The sequence below is a fragment of the Leisingera sp. M527 genome (assembly GCF_025141525.1).
In the GTDB taxonomy this organism is placed as follows: Bacteria; Pseudomonadota; Alphaproteobacteria; order Rhodobacterales; family Rhodobacteraceae; genus Leisingera.
Genome location: NZ_CP081041.1, coordinates 107,074 through 126,581, shown reverse-complemented (window position 1 = coordinate 126,581; position 19,508 = coordinate 107,074). Strand labels below are relative to the sequence as shown.

The following is a 19,508-nucleotide window of genomic DNA, read 5'->3' as shown; positions in this document are numbered from 1 at the left end:
GGAAGTGACAGATGAAGCTCGACAAGATCGAAACCTTTGTGTTCGGCAATCCGCCGCCGCGCCACGGCGGGCGCTATTTCATCTTTGTGCGTCTGACCACCGCTTGCGGCATTACCGGTGCGGGGGAAATATACAACGCCACATTCGGCCCCGATCTGTGCTGTGCGATGGCCGAGGAGATGTTTGCGCGCCAATTCGCAGGCTGTGATCCGCATCATATCGAGAAGCTGTGGCGCAAATCTTATGGCGCGGGCTATACGCTGCGGCCTGACGTGACCGTGATGGGCGTGCTCAGCGGTCTGGAAATGGCCTGTTGGGACATCATCGGCAAGGCCGCCGGCAAACCGGTCTATGAGCTGATGGGCGGCCAGGTGCATGAGCGTCTGCGCAGCTACACCTATTTGTACCCGGCTGAGGGCGACGTCTATCCGGACCCGGACACGCCCAATGTCTACAACGATCCGGACATGGCCGCCGAGGCAGCGCTGGCGCAAGTGGACAAAGGGTTCACCGCGGTGAAATTCGACCCGGCAGGGCCTTACACGATCTATGACGGGCATCAGCCGCGGCTGGAGGATCTGGAGCGCAGCGAGATGTTCTGCAAACGCATCCGCGAGGCGGTCGGCACCCGCGCCGATCTGCTGTTCGGCACCCATGGGCAGTTCACTGTCTCGGGCGCCAAACGGATGGCGCGTCGGCTGGAACCCTATGAACCCTTGTGGTTCGAAGAGCCGACCACGCCGGAAAACCCCGCTGATATGGCCGAGGTTGCGCGGTTCACCTCGGTGCCGATATCCACCGGTGAGCGGCTGTGCACCAAACATGAATTCGCCCGCGTGCTGGAGGCCGGTGCTGCGTCAATCCTGCAGATGGACCTGGGGCGCGTCGGCGGCCTGCTGGAGGCGAAGAAAATCGCCAGCATGGCGGAAACCCGGCAGGCGCAGATCGCACCGCATCTGTATTGCGGCCCGGTGGTGGCGGCGGCAAACATCCAAATCGCCACCTGCAGTCCCAACTTTCTGATCCTGGAGTCGATCGGCACCTTTGAGGGGCCTTATATGTCCTGCCTCAAATCCTCGATCACCTGGGAAGACGGCTATGTGATCCCGTCGACTGAGCCAGGGCTGGGGGTTGAGCTGGACGAGGCCGCAATTGCTGCCAGCCCTTACACCGGCAGCGAACTGCATCTGGAACTGGCGCAGGAGCCGGTGGTTCAGTAGGGGTTCCTGCACCTTCTTACGCTGGCAGCGCGGTTGTCTAGCGCAGGATCAGCAGCGGCGGCAATCTGCCCGCCGCAAAGACCGCCCCGGCTGCTGCGATCGGGGCGGTTGACGCTTCCGCATCACCAGCCGCCTCACCGCTGGCCGGAGGGACCAGCGGCGTAGAGGCAGAGCAGATCATTGGCGATGGTGGCCGCGGCGATGGCGGTGATCTCAGAGATGTCATAGGCCGGCGCGACTTCCACCACGTCCATGCCCACGACGTCAATGCCCGTCAGCCCGCGGATGATCTCTTGCGCCTGATAGGGGCTAAGGCCGCCAATCACCGGCGTGCCGGTTCCGGGGGCCGAGGCAGGCTCCAGCGCGTCGATGTCGAAGGTAACATAAGTTTTGCGGCCGCCGGTGATGGCGCGGATTTTCTCTGCCACCGCCTCGGGGCCGGATTTCTGCACCTCGATGGCGTCGATGATATTCATGCCCATCGGATCGGGATTGTGGGTCCGGATGCCGACCTGGACCGAGCGGGCGGGATCCACAAGCCCTTCGCGGATAGCATGCCACAGCATGGTGCCGTGATCGATGCGGCCTTCCTCGTCCGCCCAGGTGTCGGAATGGGCGTCGAACTGGATCAGGCTGAGGGGCCCGTGTTTCTCTGCATGCGCCTTAAGCAGCGGGTAAGTGATGAAATGATCGCCGCCGATCGACAGCAGCGCGGTATCACTGGCCAGCACATCACGGGCAGCCTGGGTGATCTGGTCCGGTACCTTGTGCGGATAACCATAGTCGAACTCGCAATCGCCATAATCAACCACCCGCAGCGCCTCATAAGGGTCTGCCTCCCAGGGCCAGGGTTTCGACCAGGCGATATGACTGGAACCAGAGCGCACCGCGCGCGGCCCCAGCCGGGTGCCGGAACGGCTGGAGACGGAAAGGTCAAAGGGCACGCCCATCACCGCCACATCCGCGCCGCCGAGGTCGCGGGTATAGCGGCGGCGCATAAAGCTGAGCGCGCCGGCATAGCTGGCCTCGGCAATCACACCGCGGTCGCTGCCGCGGGTAAAGGCCAGGTCGCCCTGCACTGGGTTTACGCTGGAGTTTTCGGTCATCTGGGGCTCCGTTGGGTTGAAATTCCGGTCGGCCCCAGTTTGAAATCCGTGCTTATGCCGGTAAACTTAGCAAAGGACATATATCGATAGGTATAGATTTGACCACTGAGATTCCCCATCCTCCGTTGGCCGACGGCTGGGTGACCGCCCTGGCTGCTATGGCAGAAACACTTGGCACCGACCGCTTTCCCGGTGCGCTGCGGCAAATCCTGTCGCAGTGCTGCAGCTTTGATTCGATGGTCATCTCACGCTATGAGGGCGCGCTGCCGCCTGCCTCCCTGTATCAGGATCTGGATGAGCTGCAGGCGGCGATCACCGTGGAATTCTATGCCAGCGGCCCCTATCTGCTGGATCCGCTGTATCAGGCCTGCCGCAACGGCTGTACTCCGGCGGCCTACCGGCTGATGGATCTGGCGCCCGAGGCGTTCTTCCGGTCGGAATATTACCGCGCCTTTTACCGCAAGATCAGCATCAGCGACGAGATCGGCGTGCTGGTACAGGACGGGGCAGAGCGCTGGATCATCGTCTCGCTGGCCCGTTTTGCCCGCCGGCAACGGTTTGAGGCGGCGGATACCGCGCGGCTGAATACTGTGTTCCAAGTGATCTCCGCCGCGGTCCGGCGGCAATGGGGGCAGGCAGAGACGGCAGCACAAGGTTTCCAGCAGCCGGATTGGGAGGACCGGATGCAGACCTTTGGCACCGGTGTCCTCAGCCCGCGGGAACGGGAGGTGGTGCAACTGGTTTTGCAGGGGCATTCGACGCCTTCGGCCGCCGCGTACCTTGGGATTGCTGAAGGCACCGTCAAAGTCCACCGGCATCACGCCTATTCCAAACTGGGAATTGCGTCGCAGGCGGAGCTGTTTTCCATGGCCACCCGGCATCTGGCCGGGGCCGGTTAGCTTTAGCCGCAGGGGGACAGACATCAGCATGCACCATTCCCATTCAGATCCGCCCGCCTTAAAAACGGTCAATGCAACAGGTAAAATCAGGCATATATCCATGTTAACGCTAATAATTACCGCATTAACGGCCATTTCTCCAAAAATCAGTTGACTATATCCACATCCTCGCGAAAGTCTGCCATCACACCGGGAATCGAGGCGGGCGGCTGGGCGAGCGGTTTGAAATCCAGCAGAACGCAGTCACTGTCGGCACTCCGGACTCTGGAGACCGCCAGACTGAAACCGGGACTAATGATCATGGGAATGGAGCCTGAACCGATGCTGACGACACAGGATTACGCCGATCACGCCGTTCGGATTTCCGAAATCGCATCTGATGCCGCCCGTGGCTATTTCCGCGGCCGGCTCGGGGTTGAATTCAAGGCGGATGAAAGCCCGGTTACCCAGGCCGACAAGGCGATCGAGGACAAGGTGCGCGCCTATCTGACCCAGCATTTCCCCGGCCACGGTATCTTTGGCGAGGAACATGGGTTTGACGGTGCGGACCGCAACGATGTCTGGATCATCGATCCGATCGACGGCACCCGGTCGTTTTTGGCGGGCCATCCGCTGTTCGGCTTTCTGCTGGGGTATTTGCAGGGCGGCGTCCCTCAGGCCGGTGTGATCGGGATGCCTGCCCTGGGGGAGACCTTTCTGGGCGTGCGCGGGGCAGGCGCCACGCTGAACGGCGCCCCGATCCGCGTGTCGGACCAGACCCGGCTGGACCGATCGATCCTGTTCGTCAACGAGGGCGACAAGATCCACCGCGACTATCCGCAATTGTTCGAGCGGCTGATGCAGGCCGGCCAGACCCGCCGTTTTGCCTATGACTGCTATCCGCACGCGCTGCTGGCGGCAGGCCATGCGGATGCGGTGATAGATTATGATCTTCAGCCCTATGACTATCTGCCGGTGTCCGCGGTCGTCGAAGCCGCAGGCGGGGTGATCACCGATTGGGACGGCCAGCCGCTGGGGCTGGGCTCCGACGGCCGGGTGATTTCGGCGGCGACGCCGGAACTGCACGGTGAAATGCTGGCGCTGATAAAGGGGTAACCCGGTGGCGCCTGTCTGAACGGGCCTCTCCCCCTATTCCGGTCAAATGGCCGGAGCGTTGCTCAAAACAATACGCTGCCCGGTGCTTCGGGAAGATCCACCTTATCCGGGGTCTCCAGGTAGTTGCGCACGGTGGGATCGATCCGCGGGCTGCGGACCGGATAGACACCGCAGGCGGCAATCGCCTCGCGCGCCGAGACCCGCTCATCCAGGCGCTTCCAGATCGCCCGCGCCGCATAGGGGCGCGGAAACGGCCGCCAGGCCACCCCCATGGTCATGCCGCGCAGGTATTTCAGCTGCTGGCGGTGGGCCGAAAACAGGATGGTTTGCGCCACGCTGCCCTCGCGGGCGCGCTCATGCTCGGTGATGAACAGCCGGTTGCCGCGCAGGGTGACCATGCCTTCGTACCGCGAAATCTGCCGGATGCTTTGTTCGGGATCATGGGCGATTTCCAGGTTGCGGGACAGGATATACCCGTCCTGCTCAATGAACCGGGTCAGCGAGCAGAAGATCCCCTCGCCCCAGGACGGGGTGCGGAAATAGGCGTGGTAAAAGCCCAGATAACGCTTGAGATTGCGCTGCTGGCCGCGGAACGGCGACAGGAACCGGTCTGCCGGGCTGTGCTGCACCGGGCCTGCGGCCTCCTCCAGCCGGGTTTCGAATTCAGAGTTCGCGGTGAACAGCTGCGCCTCTGGGATCGAGAAATACCGGGCGATCCGGCGCAGGTTGTGGGCGGCGGGCAGGCTGCTGCCATTGAGGTAACGGTTGAATTGCTGGCGGTTGATGCCGATCTCACGGCAGATCTGCGCGATGCTGCCATGCTCGGCACAAAGCGAGCGCAGATTTTCTGAAAAACTTTCCGGCAAAGCCCAGTATCCTTCGCGAATTGACGCTGGTTCGTTTCTTGCCGCGTCAGTTCGCGCATGTTTGCACAGTTCCGTATTTGAAGAAACCGGGTTTTCTAGAAGGACTGCAACCCAGCCAGAGACCGCAATGCCCGCTGCAAGCACCCTTAACCACTGGATCCCGATGCCGGATGGGCGCCGGCTTGCGGCACGTCTGTGGATGCCGGAGGGCCCCGGTGACAGCGAGGGCGATTTTGATGGCGAATTTTCCGAACAGGAATTGTGCGACGGCAAGGTCGTACTGGCCATCACCGGCCGGGCCAGCACGTGGGAGCGCCGCTATCCGCATCTGTCCAAGCTGGCAGGTCGCCATCAACACCGAAAGCACCATGTTTTGCGACGGGCAGAATTTCTATCTGATCCGCAAATTGCGCGCCACCGAAGGCGCGGATGAAACGGAAGTCCTGACAAAGGAATGGGCTGAAACCCTTCCGCGCGGGCTTCTTTGATCTGATCTTAAGGGAGGAAACCATGAAGATCGAATGGACCAAAGCGCCGGTGGGGCGCCGCAAATTTCTGAAAGGTGCAACCGCGCTTGGGGCGGCGGCTGCGCTGCCGATGGGCCTGGGAAGCCGCGCCATGGCGGCAGAGGGCAGCACGCTGCGGGTGCGCTCCTACGGTGATTTGCAAAGCATTGACCCGGCGTTTTCCAAGGGCGTCATCGACGAAGAAATCCACGCCTCGATCTATAACAAGCTGATCCAATACAAGCCGGGCCGCGAATGGGACTGGCAAATGGACGCTGCCGCGATGATCGAACAGGGCGACGAGACCCATATCAAATTCGCGCTGCGCGATGACATCGGCTTCACAAACGGCTTTGGCGCGATGACCGCCGAAGACGTGAAATACAGCTTTGAACGCATCGTCGCGGATGAAACCGAAAGCCCGAACAAGCCCGACATGGGCCCGCTCAGCCACGTCGAAGTGACCGGCGAACGCGAAGGCACCATTGTGCTGAAAGAACCCTTTGCGCCGCTGTGGAGCATCGCGCTGCCCTATATCACCGGCAACATCGTGTCGAAAAAGGCCTGGGAGGCTGCAGGCGGCAAGGCAACCACCGATCCGCTGGCGGAATCCGGTCCTTACCTGCGTGACAGCTGGTCGCCCAAGGAAAAGACCGTGCTGAAACGCAATCCGGACTGGAAGGGCGAAGCGCCCGCTTGGGACACCATCGAAATCCTGCCGATTGACGATGAGAACACCGCCGAGATCGCCTTTGAAGCGGGTGAACTGGACTTCACCCGCGTCTCGCTGGGGTCGGTTCAGCGTTACCGCGACGGGGTGCCGAATGGCGGCACCCTGCTGGAATACCCGTCGCTGTACTACACCTGGCTGGGCATGAACCTGGATCACCCCAAGCTGCAAAACAAGAAGCTGCGGCAGGCGATCCAGCACGCGATTGATGTGCCCTCGGTGCTGGAGGCCGCCTATTTCGGGGCGGTGGACCCCTCCACCGGTATCATCGCTCCGGGCCTTGCGGGCAACCGCCCGCAGTCGCTGGTGCCGCCGCAGGCGGATTTCGCCAAGGCCGCGGAATTGCTGGCAGACTCCGGCGAGACCAACGTGACGCTGAAGCTCGACACGCTGAACAAGACCACCTTCACCACCGCGGCGCAGGTGATCCAAGCGACGCTGGCGCAGATCGGCATCACGGTTGAAGTCAACGTGCTGGAATCCGGTGCCTTCTGGGCCAGTGCCGACAACGAGGACCTGCAGCTGGTGCTGAACCGCTACTCGATGACGCCGGATCCGTATTACGCAACCTCGTGGTTCACCACCGAGCAGGTCGGCCATTGGAACTGGGAGCGCTTCAGCAATGAAGAATACGACCAGATCCACACCTCGGCCTCGCAGCTGACCGACCAGGCCAAACGGGCCGAGATGTATCAGCGCGCGCAGGACCTGATGGAGGAAAGCGGCGCCTACCGCTTCCTGACCCATGAGGCGACCCCGGTGGTGCATTCGGCAGGCGTTGTGCCGGCACTGCGGCCCGATGGGCTGGCACTCCTGCGTTACTTCGGCAAGGCCTGATCCTCCCCAAGGCCTGACCGACTGGCACGGCTGCAATTTGCGGTGCAGCCGTGCCGAATACCTTCCGCACAGCGAGAACAAGGGAGCCATGCGGCTATGTTATTTTATGCACTCCGGCGCTTCGGGCTGGCACTGCTGATCCTGATCGTGGCGGTCACCGTCATGTTCCTGATGATCCGCGCCGTGCCCGGCGATCCGGTCCAGATCATGCTCGGCCCGCGCGCCACGCCAGAACTGCAGGCGCGCCTGACGGCGGAGCTGGCGCTGGATCAGCCGGTCTGGAAACAGCTTGTCATCTTTTACGGCAATCTTTTGCAGGGCGATCTGGGGATTGATGTGTTCTCCGGGCGGTCTGTGACCGACATTGTGTTCCAGCAATTGCCGCATACCCTGTGGCTGATCCTGGGATCAATCATCTGGTCCGCCACCCTGGGCATCGGGCTGGGGGCCTATGCGGCGGCGCATCCCAACACCCTGATCGACCGGGTTACCGCGGCAATTTCCGTCAGCTTTGTCGCCGCGCCGGCCTTTGTGGTCGCGCTGCTGTCGCTCTTGATCTTTGCGGTGCATCTGCAGTGGTTCCCGGCCATCGGCGCCGGCGAGGGCTTCTGGGACCGGCTGAACCATCTGGTGCTGCCGTCCTTTGCCATTGGTCTCAGCTGGGTCGGTTATATCGCCCGGCTGGTGCGCGCCTCAATGCTGGAGGTGATGGGCGAAAGCCATATCCGCACCGCCCGCGCCTTTGGCATCAACGAACGCCGGGTGGTGATGGTCTATGCGCTGCGCATCGCCATTCTGCCGGTGGTCACGGTGATCGGCGTCGGCATGGGGTTCCTGCTCTCTTCCGCCGTCTTTGCCGAGATCGTCTTTGCCCGTCCGGGCCTGGGCAAGCTGGTGATCGACAGCATCACCACCCGCAATTACCCGATCGTGATGGGATCTGTGCTGATCTCAACCGGCCTGTTTGTGGTCTCCACCGCGCTGGCCGATCTGATCAACGCCTGGCTCGACCCCCGCGCCCGCACGGCAAACTGAGGAGGACGCAGATATGGCAAAATCCCGTTCTGAACTGGGCCAGATCATCCACGGCGTCGCCCGCGACCCGCTGGGGCTGATGGGGCTGATCATCGTCGGCACCATCGTGATCTGCGCCCTCCTTGCCGTGTGGATTGTTCCTTATGATCCCGTGGCCATGAACATCAAGGACCGCCTGCAGGGGCCGTCCGCCGCGCATTTCCTGGGCACCGACCAGCTGGGCCGCGATACGTTTTCGCGCGTTATCATGGGCGGCCAGGTGGCCTTGAAAGTGGCGCTGCCAGCCGTTTTCGGCGCCATGGCCATCGGCCTGACGCTGGGCATGATCGCAGGCTACGGGCCGAAATGGCTCGACAACCTATTGATGCTGTTCTTCGACACCATCCGATCCTTCCCAACGGTGATGTTTGCGCTGGCCGTGGTCGCCTTGGTGGGGCCAAGCCTGCAGACCGTGGTTGTGGTGGTCATGGCAACCTCGATCCCGACCTATGGCCGGGTGGCGCGGACCCAGACGCTGACCCTGCGCAATTCCGAATTCATTCTGGCCGAACGCTCGATGGGGGCCAGCATGAAGCGGATCCTGGGGGTGCATATGCTGCCCAATATCGTCGGCGTGCTGGCGGTGCTGGCGGCGATGGATATCCCCACCGTGATCGCGCTGGAGGCGGGGCTGTCGTTCCTTGGCCTTGGGGTGAAACCGCCCACCCCCAGCTGGGGCGCGCTGCTGAAAGACGGCTACTCGCTGATCCGCCAGACCCCCTGGCTGGTGGTGGGCGGCGGGTTGCCGATCATCCTGGCGACACTTGGCTTCACCTTCCTGGGCGAGAGTTTGCGCGATGTGGTTGACCCGAAACTGAGGAAACAGCGATGAGTGATACTCTACTGGAAATCGACCGCCTCAGCGTCGACTATGAAACCGCCCGCGGTGATCTGAAGGCCCTGCGCGATATCAGCTTTGATGTGCGCAAGGGCGAGATTGTCGGCATCGTCGGCGAGTCAGGCTGCGGCAAATCCACCCTGATCTCGTCCATTCTGCGGCTGACCGCACCGAACACGCGGTTCCGTCAGGGCGAGGTGCGGTTCAAGGGCGACGACCTGCTGCAACTGCCGGAACGCCGGATGCGGGATTTGCGGGGCGCCGATATCTCCATCGTGTTCCAGGACCCGATGCAGACCCACAATCCGGTACTGTCTATCGGCCAGCAGATGCTGGATATCCAGCACCGTTCCAAGGCGTCCAAGGCTGAAAAACGAGAGCGGGCTGCCAAGATGCTGGGTGCCGTCGGCATTCCGGATCCGGAGGCCCGGCTGGAACAGTTCCCGCACGAGTTCTCTGGCGGCATGCGGCAGCGGATCGCCATCGCTATGGCGCTGATGTCCGAACCGGATTTGCTGATCGCGGATGAGCCGACGACGGCGCTGGATGCCACGTTGGAGGTGCAGATCATCGAGCGCCTGCAGGAGCTGCAGAAGGAATTCGACTGCGCCATCCTGTTCATCTCGCATCATCTGGGTGTCATTGCCGAGTTGTGCGACCGCGTGGTGGTGATGTACGCGGGCGCGGTGATCGAAAGCGGCGACGTGCGCGAGATTTTCCACGATCCCAAGCACCCCTATACCCGCCGCCTGATCGACTGCGACCCCGGCCACATCAAGGAACGCGCCCGCGTTCTGCCCACCATCCCCGGCGAGGTGCCGGATCTGGCCAACTTGCCCGGTGGCTGTATCTTCCGCGACCGATGCGAGCAGGCAATGGCGCGCTGTGCCACTGATGTGCCGCCACTGGCGCAACTGAAGGAGGGCCATCACGCCGCCTGCTGGCTGAACCATAAGGAGGCCGCGACATGAGCCTGCTGGATGTCAAAGACCTCAAGACCAGCTATGGGCCGGTCAATGTGCTGGCCGGTGTCAGTTTTACTGTGGAGCCGGGCGAAACCTATGCGCTGGTGGGCGAAAGCGGCTCCGGCAAGACCACGGTGATCCGGGCAATTGCCGGGATGGCGCCGGCACAGGAGGGGTCCGTCAAATTCGACGGCCAGGAAATCCGCGGCGCTTCTGAACGCACGTTGCGCCCCCTGCGCAAGGACATCGCGATGATGTTCCAGGATCCGGTCGGCAGCCTGTCACCGCGGCTGACGATCCGCAGCCTGATCACCGAACCCTACCGGATCCAGGGCATGAAGGACCGCGATCTGGACGCCGAGGCCAAGCGCCTGCTGGAAATGGTGAACCTGCCTGCGCATTTCGCCGACCGCTATCCCTATCAGCTGTCGGGCGGGCAGGCGCGCCGGGTCGGAGTCGCCCGCGCGCTGGCGCTGGAGCCCAAACTGATCCTTGCGGACGAACCCACCGCAGGGCTGGACGTATCGGTGCAGGGAGAGCTTTTGAACCTGATGAACGACCTGCGTGAACGCCTGGGTCTGGCGATGGTGATCATCACCCATAACCTGAATGTAGTGCGTCATGTGGCCGACCGGATGGGTATCCTCTATCTGGGCCGACTGGTCGAGGAAGGCACCACCGAGGCGATCTTTAAGCACCCGCGCCACCCTTACACCCGTTGCCTGCTGAGCGCGAACCCGGAACCCGACCCCGACGCCCGGCTGGAACGCATCGCCTTGAAAGGCGAGCCGCCCAGCCTGCTCAAACGCCCCTCGGGCTGCGAATTCCGCGAGCGCTGTCCGTTTGCGCAGGAGATCTGCTCCCGGACCCCGCAATGGGAGGTCGAAAAAGGCCATGGGCTGCGGTGCCTGGCGCCTCTCGGCTGACATCCTGCAAAGAAAAGAAGACCATGACGCGCACATTGTACTTCAATGGCCCGATCCTGACGATGGATGCGGCCAACTCCACACCCGAGGCGGTTCTGACCGGCGGCGAAACCATCCGCATGGTCGGGCCTTTGTCCGAGCTGCGTGCGCAGATGCCTGCCGGCACGCAAGAGGTTGATCTGCAGGGCCAGACCCTGATCCCCGCCTTTATCGACCCGCACGGGCATTTCCCCGATCCCGGCTTTATCCGGCTGTTCCGGGTCAACCTTGCCTCGGCCCCCAGCGGCGACTGTCCTGACATCCCGACCGCGCTGGCGCGGCTGCGGGTCAGAGCGGCGGAAACGCCTGCCGGGGAATGGGTGATGGGGGTGCTGTTCGACAATACTGCCATCGCCGAAGGCCGGATGCCGACCCGCACCGAGCTGGACAGCGTGTCCACGGACCATCCCATTTGGGTCATCCATGCCTCTGGCCACAATGGATCAGCCAATTCACTGGCATTGCAGCTTCACGGGGTGAACCGCGACACGCCCGACCCTTTGGGCGGACGGTTCGGGCGCGATCCGGAAACCGGCGCGCTGACCGGTCTGATCGAGGGTCTGTCAGCAATGCGCGAGATGGGCGACACCGATTTCCTGATCAGCCGCGAACGGTTCTGGGCGGGTTTCAACAGCTGCCGCGATGAATACCTGTCTTATGGCGTGACCTACGCGCAAAACGCCTGGGCCACGCACAAGATGCTGGAACATTTCGCCTCGCTGCCCGTCGGTCAGGATCCTGGCTATGACCTGATGCTGCTGCCCATCGGCGAGCTGGAACCTGCGCTGACGGATGGTCCCGATGCGCTGGACTGGCCCGGCAACCCGCATTTCACCCTTGGCCCGCGCAAGCTGTTCACCGATGGGGCGTTTCAGCTGCAGACCGCATTCCTCAGCGCGCCTTATCACCGGCCAGTGGACCCGGAGCACCCCTGCGGGATGCCCTATGCAGCCGAAGCGGATCACCGCCGCGAAGTGAAAAAGCTGCATGATCTGGGCCATCAGATCCACTGCCATTGCAACGGCGATGCCGGCGCGCAGATGTTCATTGATGCCGTGGCCGCGGCGCTGGAGACCAACCCGCGCGCAGATCACCGCCATACGATCATTCACGGCCAGGCCCTGCGCGACGACCAGCTACAGCAGATGGCCAGGCTGGGGATCACCGTCAGCTTCTTTCCAGCACATGTGCACTTCTGGGGCGACCGGCATTACGATACCTTTCTGGGGCCGGAGCGTGCCGGGCGGATCTCTCCCTGTGCCTCGGCTGAGCGGTTCGGGGTGCGCTATACCATCCATAATGATGCCTCGGTCACGCCGACGCGGCCGATCCATCTGGCCCATTGCGCGGTGAACCGGCTGACGGCCAGCGGCCGCCGGCTGGGGGAGGACCAACGGGTCAGCGCGCTGTCCGCCCTGCGGGCGCAGACCATCGATGCCGCCTGGCAGGTTTTCAAGGAGGACAGCCGCGGCTCCATCGAAGCTGGCAAGCTGGCGGATTTCGCAATTCTGAATCGCAACCCGCTGGAAGACCCTGACAGAATTGAGACCATCAAGGTCACGCGGACCATCCGCCGCGGCAAAACGGTCTGGATGCAGGGACAATGACAGGCTTGCAAACGCATCCTCGCATTGCCATCGCCGGTTTCCAGCATGAAACCAATTGCTTCGGCACCACCAAGGCCGGGCTGGCGGAGTTCGAGATGGCGGATTCCTGGCCTGCCATGCTGCATGGGGCCGAGGTGATCTCTGAGACCCGCGGCATGAACCTGCCGGTCGCGGGGTTTGCCTCGGCGGCAGAGGCGGCTGGCATGGCGCTGCTGCCGGTTTTATGGGCTTCGGCGGAACCTTCGGCGCATGTGACAGATCACGCCTTTGAAACCATCTGCGGAAGGTTGCTGGACGGGCTGCGCGCCGCCGGGCCGCTGGACGGGGTTTTCCTGGATCTGCACGGGGCAATGGTCACCGAAACACATGCCGACGGCGAGGGCGAGATCCTGCGCCGGGTACGCGCCCTGGTGGGGCCGGACCTGCCGATCGTGGTGAGTTTGGACCTGCACGCCAATATCTCGGCAGCATCGATCGATCTGGCCTCTTACATCGCGATCTTCCGGACCTATCCGCATCTGGACATGGCCGAAACAGGCGCGCGCTGCGTGCCGGTGCTGCAGCGGCTGCTGGCGGGGGAGCGGCTGTTTAAGGCGTTCCAGCAGATGGATTATCTGATCCCGCTGCATGCGCAATACACCGGGGCAACACCCGGCAGGCAGCTTTATGCAGCACTGCCGCCGCTGGAGCAGGGCGGGGTTGTTGCGGATATCGCGCTGGGGTTCACTGCGGCGGATTTCCCGGACACGCGGCCCTCATGCGTTGCCTATGGCACAACAGCTGCGGCGGCAGAACAAGCGGCTGACCAAATCGCGGCGCTGTTTGCCAAACTGGAATCCCAATCGGAACACCCGATGCTGACGCCGCAGCAAGCCGCGGCACTTGCCTGCCAGCCGCGCGCGGGCAAACCGGTGGTGCTGGCGGATGTGCAGGACAATCCGGGTGCCGGTGGCACTTCGGATACCACAGGTTTGCTGGCGGCATTGGCAGGTGCGGGTGCGCAAGCTGTGCTGATGGGGCTGTTTCATGACCCGCAGACAGCTGCGGCAGCGCATGAGGCCGGGCAGGGGGGCATCTTCCGCGCAGCTCTTGGCGGGCGGTCAGGCACCCCCGGCGATCACCCCTATGAGGCTGAATTTCAAGTGGTGGCGCTTGGCGATGGCATGTGCCGTTACACCGGCGAAATGTATGGCGGCGGGGTTGCCACGCTGGGGCTGACAGCCGCACTCCGGCTGCATGGGGTCGAGGCAGATATCACCCTGGTGGTGACCAGCATCCGCAATCAATGCCTGGATCTGGCGCATTTCACCCATATCGGGCTGCAGCCAGAGGGTTTCCGCACCATCTGCGTTAAAAGCACCGCCCATTTCCGCGCCGATTTCGAGCCGGTGGCGAGTGCTGTCTATCCGGTCGCGGCGCCGGGTGTGTTTCCCTGCGATCTGGGTTCGTTTCCCTACAAGAACCTGCATCCAAACGTAAAAGCCGCCCCTGCAAAAGCCTAAGGCTTGTTGCACGGGCGGAGTTAGCAAGCGGTCCTAGACACCGCTTGCGGGGAGGATCAGTCGTCGTTTTCGCCGTTCTGGTAGGGCACTACCAGCGTCGGGATCTGCGACCGGCGCAGCACCCGTTTGGCCACGGTGCCCAGAAACGTGTGCGAGAACCCGTGGTCATGGGCGCCCAGCACAATCAGATCGCAGCCCAGCTCAACCGAGCGGCGCAGGATCACCTCTGCCGGGTGGCCGTCGGTCACCTCAACCGAGGTGACCTGATCGCGGATCTTGGCATCATCGCCTTCCAGTGCCGCCCAGAACCGCGCCTGCCGTTCGGCCAGCACCTTTTTCACCATCTCGTGCCGCCGTTTGGCTGCGGATTTGCGGGTCTCGTCGTTCAGCACAAACATCTCAAACGTGATCCTGGCATCATCCGAGATCGGCTCATTCACGTGCAGCACGTGGATTTCCGCCCCCGTCGCCTGCGCCAGACTGGCCGCATGGCGCAGCGCATAAGGCGAGTTCTGCGACAGATCGGTGGCAAACAGGATGTTGGTGATCAACGGTTTCATATCAGATCCTTTCACATCAATAGCCAAACAGCCGCGGCAGCCAAAGCGAGATTTCCGGGAAGAATGCGATAACGAAAATCGCAATCGTGTTCACCGCAGCAAAGGGCAGGGCGCGCAGCGAGATCTGCTCAATCGAGATGTTTGATATGCCCGAGGCAATGAACAGGTTTTCCCCCAACGGCGGTGTCTGGAACCCGATACCCAGCGTACAAACCATCACCACGCCAAAGTGGATCGGGTCGATGCCCACTGAGTAGGCCACCGGCAGCATCACCGGCACCAGGATCAGGATGGTTGCCAAAGTTTCCATGAACATGCCGACAAACAGCAAAAAGAAGATGATCAGCGCCCAGATCACATAGAGGTTCTGGGTAAAGCTCAACATGCTGTCGGCGATGATTGCCGGGATCTGGTTTTCCACCAGCAGACGGCCAAAGACAGTTGCAGTGAACAGGATCAGCAGAACACGGCCCGTCAGCCATGTGGTGGCCTCCAGCGATTGGAACAGCGACGACCAGGTCAGCTCGCGGTAGATGAAGACACCAACCACCAGCGTATAGAAGATCGCGACAATGGCGGCCTCGGTCGGGGTGAAGAAGCCGGTATAGATACCGCCCAGGATCACCAGCGGCGCCATCAGCGACCAAAAGCCCCGGTACATCTCGCAGCCGACATTGCGGAACGACCAGCCCTCAGCCATGCCCTTGTAGCCGCGCTTTTTCGACATGAAATAGTTCAGGATCAGCAGGCTGGTGGCAATCAGGAAGGCGGGCATGAAACCGGCGATGAACAGTTTCGAGATCGAGACCGACTGGAAGGTGCCGAATTTCTCAACCGCTTCCGGCGGCGGCGCCATACCAAGGGCGGCAATGCCGAAAATCACCATCGGGATCGACGGCGGAATGATGATGCCCAACCCGCCCGACGATGCAGTCACGGCAGAGGCATAGCCTTTTTCATAGCCGCGGTCGATCATGGCCGGGATCATCAGCATGCCAACGGCCGCCGTGGTGGCCGGGCCGGAACCGGAGATGGCACCAAAGAACAGGCAGGCCATCACGGTTGCAGCCGAGATGCCGCCAGTGAACGGTCCGGCCAGGCTTTCGGCGACATTGATCAGGCGTTTCGAGATCCCCGCTGCCTCCATCAGCGCGCCGGCCAGGATGAACGCAGGCAGCGCCATCAGCGGGAACGAGCCGACCGAGGTAAAGGCGATCTGCACAAATTTGATCGGGTTTTCGTCCAGGTACAGGAACGACACCAGCGAGGCGACGCCAAGCGCCACCGTGATCGGAGCGCCCATCAGCAACAGCACCAGGAACGATCCGAACAGAATTGAGACGATTTGAGTTTCCATGTTTTTCTCCCTGTCCGGCGCTTACTTGCCGCGCTCTGCTTCGGTGGCAGCCTTGATTTCATCAAGGTCGATCTGATCGGGGTCGTGGATTTCCTCGCCCTTGATCAGCTTCTTGTAGTTCACCTGCAGAATTCGGATGGTCATCAGGGTGAAGGCGATTGGCAGCACCATGTAGACGTATTTCATCTCGACGCCCAAAGTCTGGGATTTCCAGAACTTGTTCATCTTGTTGAAGACAAAGTCGTAGGCCAGCCAGATGAAATACACGTTGAAGAAGATCCAGAACAGATCTGCAAATGCTTCGATGTATTTGATGTAGCGTTCGGGCAGGAATTTGAATTGAAACGTCACCCGGTTGTGCGCACTTTTCAGGGCCGCATAGCTGGCACCGAAAAAGACAAACCAGACGAACATGTAGACCGACAGTTCTTCGATCCATGAAAATGAATGGCCGAACGCCTCGCGCGAGACGATCTGCACAAACAGCAGAATGACAAAGCCGGACAGCAATAGGCGGCAGATATAGCTTTCTATATTGTCCAGAAATTTCCAGAACATGATGTACTCCTCCCCTGTGCAAAGCAGCGCACGTGGCGCTGCTTTGTTATTTTTTATATATCTGCCAGAGGCTTACTGAACCGGATCGCGGCCAATGGTGGTCAGCACCGTGTTCAGCTTCTCGACGCCGCCGATGGAGTCATAGAACTGCGGCCACACGGCTTCGGTCGCCAGCTTGATGAACTCGGCCTCGTCGTTTGCCGGATCGTCAATCTGCATGCCCTTGGCCAGCAGCCCTTCCTTGATCTCGGCTTCGATGTCGCGGAGATACTGCGCCGATTTCACGGTGGCTTCCTTGCCCGCTTCGATCAGGATCTGCTGGTCTTCTTCGGACAGGTCCTGGAACACCGCCTCGGAGACAATCAGCGGCTCAATCGAGAAGATGTAGCGCAGGTTGGTCACATATTCCTGCACTTCATAAAACTTCATCGCGTTGATGGTGGTGTAGGGGTTGTCCTGGCCATCGACAACTTTGGTCTGCAGACCGGTAAAGGTCTCGGACCAGGCCATCGGGGTCGGGTTGATGCCCCAGGACTTGTAGGTTTCGATCATGATCTCGTTCTTGGGAACGCGGATGACCAGATCCTGCAGGTCGGCAACATTGGTGACCGGCTTTTTCGAGTTGGTCAGGCGGCGGAACCCGGTGTAGGTCCAGGCCAGAATGCGCACGCCGGCGTCCCGGATGGTGTTGTCGGTCAGTTCCTGGCCGATCGGGCCCTGGGTCAGCGTTTCCGCATCTTCCAGCGACAGGATCACGTAAGGCAGGGTGAAGACACCAACCGAGGGCGAGAACGGTGTAACGTTGTTGATCGCCAGCAGCGACATATCCAGGGTGCCGATTGCGGCTTCGTTAACAGTGTCCTGCTCCGAGCCCAGCTGGCCGTTCAGGAACATTGTGCCGGTGTGTGCGCCGCCGGATTTTGCTTCCAGCGCTTCAATGAAGAATTTGCCGGTGCCTTCCTGCGAGCTGCCGGCGCCGTCGCCCACGGCAATCTTGAAATTTTTGGCGGATACAGCGCCGGTGGTCAGCATCGCTGCGGCAGAAACGGCTGCGGTCAGCGTGCAGACCTTTTTGAGAAATGACATAACTTCCTCCCGTATTGTCATCTTGAAGACAAGGCGCGCGCTGGCACGCCCTCCATAGCGCCTGTGCCAGTCCGATCCTGCCTTGCTGGCGAGAGGCTACATTGCGTTTCATGTTTCTAGAATGTAAACTTGTGATATCAAGGTTTCACATATATCGAACATTAAGATGAGCCGCAAAACACACGTCAAACATGTCGCCGATGCCGATCTGAAACTGCTCCGGGTGTTCAGGGCCGTGGCCGAAAGCGGCGGGCTGGCCGCCGCCGAGACCGAGCTGAACATCGGCAAGTCCACCATTTCGAAATACATCGCCGACCTGGAGCTGCGGCTGGACCTGAAGCTGTGCAACCGCGGCCCGGCGGGGTTTTCGCTGACGGACGACGGCAGCAAAGTGCTGAAATCCGCTGAGGAACTGCTGACCTCGGTGTCGGATTTCCGCGCCGAAGTGAATGAAATCAAGCAGCAGATGGCTGGAACTATCCGGATAGCCCTGTTCGACCAATGCGCCTCCAACCCCGAAGCCTTTGTGCCTGGCGGCATCCGGGTCTTTAACAAGGCCGCCCCTGCGGTGGAGATCGAACTGTCGCTGGAGCCGCCGAACGTGATCGAAACCAAGGTGATCAGCGGCCAGCTGGATATCGGCATCCTGGCGCTGCACCGGCCTTCTCCCAGCCTGGATTACATGCCGTTATATGGAGAGAACATGTTTCTTTATTGCGGCAAGGGGCATCCGTTCTTTGACTGCGACCATGCCAGCCTGGGCCTGCGGGATGTGCAGGCGATGAATTATGCAGGCATCCGGGTCAACTCGCCCAACCTGCATGTGGGTCAGAAACTGGGCTTCCGCCGCTCTGCCAAGGTGCAGAACGAACAGGCGTTGGCGATCCTGATCATGTCGGGCAGCTATCTGGGATTTCTGCCGGATCACCTGGCCGCCGGTTTTGTCGGCAGCGGCCTGATGCGCAAAGTGCTGCCCAGAGACGTCTTTTACCGCAGCCAGTTTGCCGCCGTCACCCGCAAGCGGCCCGCCGTAAACCGCATCACCAAACTGTTTCTGGACACGCTGGTTGCGGCACACTCGGGGCAGGCAGCAGAGGTTTGATGCAGCTCAGCCGCCGCGCCGCTGATCCGGCGAAATCCGACGCAATGCAACCTGAGCCGGCCGGCTCGGACCTCTGATCCCCGGGCCTAAATGATGTCCAGCGACACCTTTACCCGGTCCATCACAACCGAAGAGGTAAAGCGGCTGACATTGGATTCATCAAAGAAATACTCCTGCGTGAAGGCCTCATATTCCTTGATATCGCCAACGATGATCACAAGGATGAAATCGGCCTCGCCAGTGGTGTAATAGCATTGCTGCACCTGACTGGCCTGGCGCATCTTGCGCTTGAAGGCGTCCAGATGCATCCGGCTTTCGCGCTCCAGCACCACCTGCACGATCACTGTCATCTCCCGCCCCAGCCGGGCCGGGGAAAGAATGGCAATTTCCTTTTCGATCACACCGGTATCGCGGAGCTTTTTCAGCCGTTTCTGCACCGCCGGTGCCGACAGGCCGATCTCATGGCTGATGGCTTCGGCGGTCAATTGCGCATTGGACTGTATCAGCCGGAGGATATCGTGGTCTTTTTCATCCATAGCTGATTTTTCCCCTGCTTCGGCAGGAATGACAACTCGAATCCGCAAGAACACGGACCCACAGGGCTGGAGGATCTGCAGCCGCCGCGCTCAAAGAGG

The 19,508-nt window shown here is 61.4% G+C and carries 19 protein-coding genes; 12 read left to right on the top strand and 7 right to left on the bottom strand.

Going from position 1 to position 19,508, the window contains the following annotated elements:
• Positions 1 to 11: 11 nt before the first annotated feature.
• The gene (locus K3555_RS23680) at positions 12 to 1,220 is read left to right on the top strand and encodes a mandelate racemase/muconate lactonizing enzyme family protein (RefSeq protein WP_260009090.1); all 1,209 of its coding nucleotides are present in this window, start codon (positions 12 to 14) and stop codon (positions 1,218 to 1,220) included.
• Positions 1,221 to 1,354: 134 nt separating this feature from the next.
• Here the strand turns inward: K3555_RS23680 and speB are convergent, their stop codons facing one another.
• Positions 1,355 to 2,326, bottom strand: a complete 972-nt coding sequence (gene speB / locus K3555_RS23675) for an agmatinase (protein ID WP_260009089.1) — start codon at positions 2,324 to 2,326, stop codon at positions 1,355 to 1,357.
• 98 nt (positions 2,327 to 2,424) lie between these two features.
• On the opposite strand from speB, the gene K3555_RS23670 reads away from it, so the two are divergent.
• Complete coding sequence (locus K3555_RS23670) at positions 2,425 to 3,225, top strand: LuxR family transcriptional regulator (RefSeq protein ID WP_260009088.1); 801 nt, start codon at positions 2,425 to 2,427, stop codon at positions 3,223 to 3,225.
• A gap of 300 nt (positions 3,226 to 3,525) precedes the next feature.
• Entirely contained in the window at positions 3,526 to 4,320 is a 795-nt protein-coding gene (locus tag K3555_RS23665) for an inositol monophosphatase family protein (protein WP_409201709.1), read from the top strand.
• 62 nt (positions 4,321 to 4,382) lie between these two features.
• On the opposite strand, the gene K3555_RS23660 is transcribed toward K3555_RS23665, so the two are convergent.
• Positions 4,383 to 5,186 (bottom strand): helix-turn-helix transcriptional regulator, encoded by an 804-nt coding sequence (locus tag K3555_RS23660; RefSeq protein ID WP_259992760.1) that lies wholly within the window; start codon positions 5,184 to 5,186, stop codon positions 4,383 to 4,385.
• 127 nt (positions 5,187 to 5,313) lie between these two features.
• Here K3555_RS23660 and K3555_RS23655 point away from each other — a divergent pair, with 127 nt between their 5' ends.
• The 8 genes from K3555_RS23655 (at position 5,314) to K3555_RS23620 (ending at position 14,210) form a co-directional block, all read left to right on the top strand.
• A complete protein-coding gene (locus K3555_RS23655) occupies positions 5,314 to 5,619 on the top strand; it encodes a hypothetical protein (RefSeq protein ID WP_260009087.1) in 306 nt (101 codons plus the stop codon).
• A 77-nt stretch (positions 5,620 to 5,696) separates the two neighbouring features.
• Positions 5,697 to 7,259, top strand: coding sequence for an ABC transporter substrate-binding protein (locus tag K3555_RS23650; RefSeq protein ID WP_260009085.1), 1,563 nt, complete (start codon positions 5,697 to 5,699; stop codon positions 7,257 to 7,259).
• A 96-nt stretch (positions 7,260 to 7,355) separates the two neighbouring features.
• Positions 7,356 to 8,294, top strand: coding sequence for an ABC transporter permease (locus tag K3555_RS23645; protein ID WP_260009082.1), 939 nt, complete (start codon positions 7,356 to 7,358; stop codon positions 8,292 to 8,294).
• Between the two features lie 13 nt (positions 8,295 to 8,307).
• Positions 8,308 to 9,165 carry an ABC transporter permease gene (locus tag K3555_RS23640; protein ID WP_260009080.1) on the top strand — a complete coding sequence of 286 codons (858 nt, stop codon included), beginning with the start codon at positions 8,308 to 8,310 and terminating at the stop codon, positions 9,163 to 9,165.
• Positions 9,162 to 10,142 carry an ABC transporter ATP-binding protein gene (locus tag K3555_RS23635; protein ID WP_260009079.1) on the top strand — a complete coding sequence of 327 codons (981 nt, stop codon included), beginning with the start codon at positions 9,162 to 9,164 and terminating at the stop codon, positions 10,140 to 10,142. Before K3555_RS23640 ends, K3555_RS23635 begins: the two co-directional genes overlap by 4 nt.
• Positions 10,139 to 11,062, top strand: a complete 924-nt coding sequence (locus tag K3555_RS23630) for an ABC transporter ATP-binding protein (protein ID WP_260009078.1) — start codon at positions 10,139 to 10,141, stop codon at positions 11,060 to 11,062. The genes K3555_RS23635 and K3555_RS23630 overlap by 4 nt, the downstream gene beginning before the upstream one ends.
• Positions 11,063 to 11,085: 23 nt before the next feature.
• Positions 11,086 to 12,708, top strand: coding sequence for an amidohydrolase (locus K3555_RS23625; protein ID WP_260009076.1), 1,623 nt, complete (start codon positions 11,086 to 11,088; stop codon positions 12,706 to 12,708).
• A complete protein-coding gene (locus K3555_RS23620; protein ID WP_260009074.1) occupies positions 12,705 to 14,210 on the top strand; it encodes a M81 family metallopeptidase in 1,506 nt (501 codons plus the stop codon). Before K3555_RS23625 ends, K3555_RS23620 begins: the two co-directional genes overlap by 4 nt.
• A 56-nt stretch (positions 14,211 to 14,266) precedes the next feature.
• Here K3555_RS23620 and K3555_RS23615 read toward each other — a convergent pair whose 3' ends face one another.
• The 4 genes from K3555_RS23615 to K3555_RS23600 form a co-directional block, all read right to left on the bottom strand.
• Positions 14,267 to 14,770 carry a universal stress protein gene (locus K3555_RS23615; RefSeq protein ID WP_259992771.1) on the bottom strand — a complete coding sequence of 168 codons (504 nt, stop codon included), beginning with the start codon at positions 14,768 to 14,770 and terminating at the stop codon, positions 14,267 to 14,269.
• A 16-nt stretch (positions 14,771 to 14,786) separates the two neighbouring features.
• Positions 14,787 to 16,127 carry a TRAP transporter large permease gene (locus K3555_RS23610; protein WP_259992772.1) on the bottom strand — a complete coding sequence of 447 codons (1,341 nt, stop codon included), beginning with the start codon at positions 16,125 to 16,127 and terminating at the stop codon, positions 14,787 to 14,789.
• A gap of 21 nt (positions 16,128 to 16,148) precedes the next feature.
• Complete coding sequence (locus K3555_RS23605; protein ID WP_259992774.1) at positions 16,149 to 16,685, bottom strand: TRAP transporter small permease; 537 nt, start codon at positions 16,683 to 16,685, stop codon at positions 16,149 to 16,151.
• 72 nt (positions 16,686 to 16,757) lie between these two features.
• Entirely contained in the window at positions 16,758 to 17,771 is a 1,014-nt protein-coding gene (locus tag K3555_RS23600) for a TRAP transporter substrate-binding protein (protein WP_259992775.1), read from the bottom strand.
• A 166-nt stretch (positions 17,772 to 17,937) separates the two neighbouring features.
• On the opposite strand from K3555_RS23600, the gene K3555_RS23595 reads away from it, so the two are divergent.
• Entirely contained in the window at positions 17,938 to 18,873 is a 936-nt protein-coding gene (locus K3555_RS23595; RefSeq protein WP_259992776.1) for a LysR family transcriptional regulator, read from the top strand.
• An 86-nt stretch (positions 18,874 to 18,959) separates the two neighbouring features.
• Here K3555_RS23595 and K3555_RS23590 read toward each other — a convergent pair whose 3' ends face one another.
• Positions 18,960 to 19,409: an Lrp/AsnC family transcriptional regulator gene (locus K3555_RS23590; protein ID WP_129373023.1), complete on the bottom strand. Its 450-nt coding sequence runs from the start codon at positions 19,407 to 19,409 to the stop codon at positions 18,960 to 18,962.
• Positions 19,410 to 19,508 lie beyond the last annotated feature (99 nt).